5 protein-coding genes are annotated in these 4,570 nt (G+C 42.6%); 3 read left to right on the top strand and 2 right to left on the bottom strand.

Annotated elements, in window-relative coordinates; all coding sequences use genetic code 11:
- Positions 1-953, bottom strand: a 953-nt coding sequence (gene purM, locus VLN09_RS01055; protein ID WP_325243257.1) for a phosphoribosylformylglycinamidine cyclo-ligase, incomplete at its 3' end; no start/stop codon positions are given.
- Positions 954-1,305: 352 nt separating this feature from the next.
- Here purM and VLN09_RS01050 point away from each other — a divergent pair.
- The 3 genes from VLN09_RS01050 (at position 1,306) to VLN09_RS01040 (ending at position 4,256) form a co-directional block, all read left to right on the top strand.
- Positions 1,306-2,415 (top strand): AI-2E family transporter, encoded by a 1,110-nt coding sequence (locus VLN09_RS01050; RefSeq protein WP_325243255.1) that lies wholly within the window; start codon positions 1,306-1,308, stop codon positions 2,413-2,415.
- A gap of 272 nt (positions 2,416-2,687) precedes the next feature.
- Positions 2,688-3,500, top strand: coding sequence for a DnaA regulatory inactivator Hda (gene hda, locus VLN09_RS01045; RefSeq protein ID WP_325243253.1), 813 nt, complete (start codon positions 2,688-2,690; stop codon positions 3,498-3,500).
- A 54-nt stretch (positions 3,501-3,554) separates the two neighbouring features.
- A complete protein-coding gene (locus VLN09_RS01040) occupies positions 3,555-4,256 on the top strand; it encodes a DUF2057 family protein (RefSeq protein WP_325243251.1) in 702 nt (233 codons plus the stop codon).
- 92 nt (positions 4,257-4,348) lie between these two features.
- Here the strand turns inward: VLN09_RS01040 and VLN09_RS01035 are convergent.
- Positions 4,349-4,570 (bottom strand): ferritin-like domain-containing protein (locus VLN09_RS01035; protein WP_325243249.1); only part of this gene is annotated, 222 nt, incomplete at its 5' end.

The raw sequence follows: 4,570 nt of genomic DNA, 5'->3' as shown, positions 1-4,570 counted from the left end.
GCTTTATCTTTCGGCACAACGATGACAAAACCAACACCACAGTTAAAGGTACGGTACATCTCACTTTGCTCGATATTGCCTTGGGTTTGTAGCCAAGTAAATAACTCTGAGAACTTCCAGCTATTGGTATCGATGCTAGCTGCCAAATTTTCCGGTAATACACGTGGTAAGTTATCGGTTAAACCGCCGCCGGTAATGTGTGACATCGCATGTAATGCTGAGCTACCAAGGGTATCTTGTAGCGCTTTAATTGCTTTAACATAGATGCGAGTAGGGGCCATCAGTGCGTCTTGGATAGGCTGACCGTCTAATTGCTCATCGCTAGTGGTAATATCGATGCCGCTCACTTCAATGACTTTGCGTACCAACGAATAACCGTTTGAGTGCGCGCCACTTGAAGCAAGGGCGATAAGCACATCGCCTTCTGCAACGTTCTCGCCAGTGATGACTTCTGCTTCTTCAACCACACCGACACAAAAGCCTGCCAAGTCATAATCATCGTCTTGATACATACCAGGCATCTCAGCGGTTTCACCACCAATCAGTGCACAGTTTGACAGTTTACAGCCTTCACCAATACCAGTAACAACAGTAGCAGCAACATCAACATCAAGCTTACCGGTTGCATAATAGTCTAGGAAAAACAAAGGCTCAGCACCGCAAACTAATAAATCGTTAACACACATAGCGACCAAGTCGATACCGATGGTGTCATGGCGATTTAACTGTAATGCCAGTTTGAGCTTGGTGCCGACACCGTCAGTGCCAGAAACCAATAGAGGTGAGGTATAACCAGTCGGAATGCGACAAAGCGCCCCAAAGCCGCCAAGTCCGCCCACAACTTCGGGGCGTGAGGTGGCTTTTGCCACGGATTTGATACGTTGTACCAACGCATCGCCAGCATCAATATCAACACCAGCATCTTTGTAGCTTAAAGAAGGCTTGTTACTCATGGTCATCTCACAAATTTTATAAGGAATGAAGGTCTGTCAGTAGAAAATCGAGTGGGTCGTGTTAATTCTGAATATAGTGCGCGCATTATACCCAAAAATGACCCTTACTCGCAAAACAACTTACGGTTATTTGCCTGATATTGGGCTAATATTTTAGAAAGAGGGCCATAAACAGGATATGAAAATTAAGAAACAAAAAATGACGGCTTTTTTATAGGGCTCTGCGATAATAGAAGGCTAAAATTACGGTCAATAACTGTTTGCTCTTAGTGTATCGTTGTTCAATAAGATCTATAATCAATTTTAAATCAAATCACCCTTTTAAATCAGCCCATTCGTAGGACTAGCCTTCATGACAAACCGATCAATAGATCCCTTTTTTCGACGCCTATTTATCGTCGTTGTTATTGTTGTGGCTATGATTTTATTGTATTTATTGACGCCGGTCATTGTGCCGTTTGTCTTTGCATTTGTATTGGCTTATCTATTTAATCCTTTGGTTAAACGCTTATCTAAATATATCAAACGTTGGATTGCGATTATTATCGTCTATTCGACCATTACGCTGAGCATGGTACTGCTGTTATGGTGGTTGATACCGACATTGTGGCATCAACTGCAAGCGGCATGGGAGTACTTGCCAAAGGTACTAACTTGGTACAATAATGTGGTGCGTGAATGGTTTGCTACTAATAGCCGTATTAGTTTGCCTGAGCTTGAGTCCAAGGGCTTCTCTGAGACCTTGGTTGAATATATGCAAACCAATTATAAATTTGAAGATGCTAGTACTATGATGAGCCAAATACTGGTGTCCAGTATGAACTTCATTAATAATGCAGGGCTTATTGTACTGGTACCAATTTTGACCTTTTATTTCTTATTTAATTGGGATCAGCGTTTACATACGTGGAAGATGGCGATACCAGCGCCTTATTGCAAACAGGTAGTGGCAATCGCTCAAGAATGTGATCGCGCACTGATGGCATTTATTAAAGGTCAGCTATTGGTGATGGTATTATTGGGTGCTATTTATGCTGTACAGTTACAGCTTATTGGGCTTGAGCTTGGGCTGATCATCGGTATGGTTGCTGGTATCGCAAGCTTTGTGCCTTATTTGGGTTTTGGTATTGGGTTTATCGCCGCCATCTTCGCTTGCTTATTTCAGTTTGGTTTAGATTGGACCTATTTATCTTTGATAGCTGGCGCGTTCTTGATTGGGCAAGCTGCCGAAGGCTATATTTTACAGCCGTTATTATTGGGCGACAAAATCGGTCTATCGCCATTATGGGTTATTTTCTCGGTGCTGGCAGGCGCAAGTTTGTTAGGTTTCGTCGGTATGCTGATTGCGCTGCCAGTGTCCGCAGTCATTAATGTATTATTCCGTCATTTATACGCTTATTATCAAACCACTGACTTTTACAAAGGACGTAAGCAATTGGCGTTGTTTGACAAAAAATACTGACCTTACAATCTTATTCAATAGAGACTCACTGGGTTATATACTTTATTATAGTGAGTGAGTTACTTGCTGAATAAAAGTGGATTGATAAGGTGTAATGGGTAAAAGACTTGTCAGTCATTTTGCAAATATGTTATATATAGGCGCAGTATTAGCGGTATTGACCGTTACTAGGTTGGTTTTGGTTTAAGTAAGTTTGCTAAAGCCAGTTTATAAGTATATTAGTCGTTAAGCCTTTTTTATTGATTGTGCTACGCAAACCGAGTTGATGATTCATGGCAGAAGCACAGCTAAGTCTCAATCTGGACATAAAGCATGATGCAAGTCTCAGCGACTTTGCCGGTCCGGGTTGGATGTCTATTATCGATGCAGTGCGGCAGCTCCATGTCGGCCTGATAGGTCAGCTGTACCTATTTGGCAGTCCTGCTACTGGCAAATCGCACTTATTGTCCGCTATTTGTGAGTCGTTTATCGAGATGGACAAGTCGGCGATTTGTCTGTCGTTAAATGAGTTGATTCATACCGATGTCAATGTCTTATCCTCTTTAGAAAACTTCTCCTTGATTGCGATCGATGATTTGGAAGTCATTGAGCAAAGCAGTCAGTGGCAAGAAGCTTTATTTCATCTGATTAATCGTAGCCGTGAAGGGCAGCGTCAGCTTTTATTTGCCGCCAACAAGCCTGCGTCTGAGCTGCCGTTTCAGTTAAGAGATTTGCTTACCCGTTTGGCACAAGCGCCTTCATTCAAAGTACCGACAGGACATGATTTTGCAGACCGTGAAGCATTGTTGCAGTCGATATTGCGCAGGCGTGGTTGGCAGTTTGATGAACGTATTACCAATTATTTGCTCACTGAAGGACCGCATCGTATTGGGGCAATGATGGAGGTGCTAAATTACATTCAGCCCATGTTCTCCAATTTAGGTCGTAGTAATATATCAAAAGCCGTCATTTCTGATGCACTGCGTACCATTGATGAGCAAACACTTGCTGCCGAACTTGCTGATATCGCACAAGAGTCGCAAGTAGACAACGATGCCGCTGATCAAGACCAGCATAGTCAGCATACAATGCCACTTGATTTTTAGCATTCAGAACACAAATTTTCTCTTTAAAATGCCTTTACTATTACTGGAAAAATTATGAAATCAAACGCGTCTTTGCTAAAAAAACTGTCTATGAGTGCTGTGTTTGTTGGCGCAGCTTCTGTTTCAATGCTCACGCAAGCAGAAGTCACCTTATTGGTTGATGATCATATAAAAGTGACCGCAATCAATGGTCAAGAGCTGACACAAAGTGTTCTTCAGCCATTAACCAAGTCATTTACCTTGCAGCCTGGCAAGCATGTGATTACGGCTAAATATGATCGTCTCTATGATTTGCGCCGTGATGAGCACGATTATCTGCGTTCTGGTAATGTTAGTGTTGCTGCTGAGATGGCAGACAATCAAACCTACCGCTTAACCATGCCAAATCAGCCAGAAGACTATGCCGCTGCCAAGAAGTATGCTGAGCGTCCAACGCTAGCAATACAACAGAATAATACCGTCATTGCTAGTCAGGAAAGTGTCGGTGGCAGTAGCAACAGCTTATTCTCAGGACTCGGTAAAGCATTAGGTGGCGTTTTTGGTGGTAGCGGTGATGCTGAGCTACAAAACCAGCGTGCTATTGCTGCGCTCGATCAGCCATCCGTAAGCACTCGAGCGTCTGTGAATACGGGTGCTACCGTGACGCAAACGACGAGTGTCAATGCTTCTACCAGTACACTTGATCAATTTATGCAGATTTGGCTACAAGCTTCGCCTGCTGAGCGTGAAAAAATGCGTCAATGGATGCAAAAGTAAGCTTTCAACGCTAAAAAAGTAAAAGATTGCACATAAAAAAAGCACCTACTTAGGTGCTTTTTTCTATCTTAGATTTTATGATTATTCAGCTTTTAGCCTAAAAAAGCATTATACATCCATATTAATTTTTCTTGCTCTTGCACATAGGCATCGACCAAATCTGCTGAACCTTGGTCGTCGGCATCGTTTGCTAAAGCTGATACTTGGCGTTGTTCTTCGATCAGAGTTTGTAAGCCAGTCACGACGCCTTTAACACAAGTAGTGCCATCTTTGACATTCTTGTCTTCTTGAATGCTAGTGTGCTGAGCAAAATC

It is taken from the genome of Psychrobacter sp., assembly GCF_035469765.1.
In the GTDB taxonomy this organism is placed as follows: Bacteria; Pseudomonadota; Gammaproteobacteria; order Pseudomonadales; family Moraxellaceae; genus Psychrobacter.
This window is presented reverse-complemented; position numbering and strand designations above follow the sequence as displayed.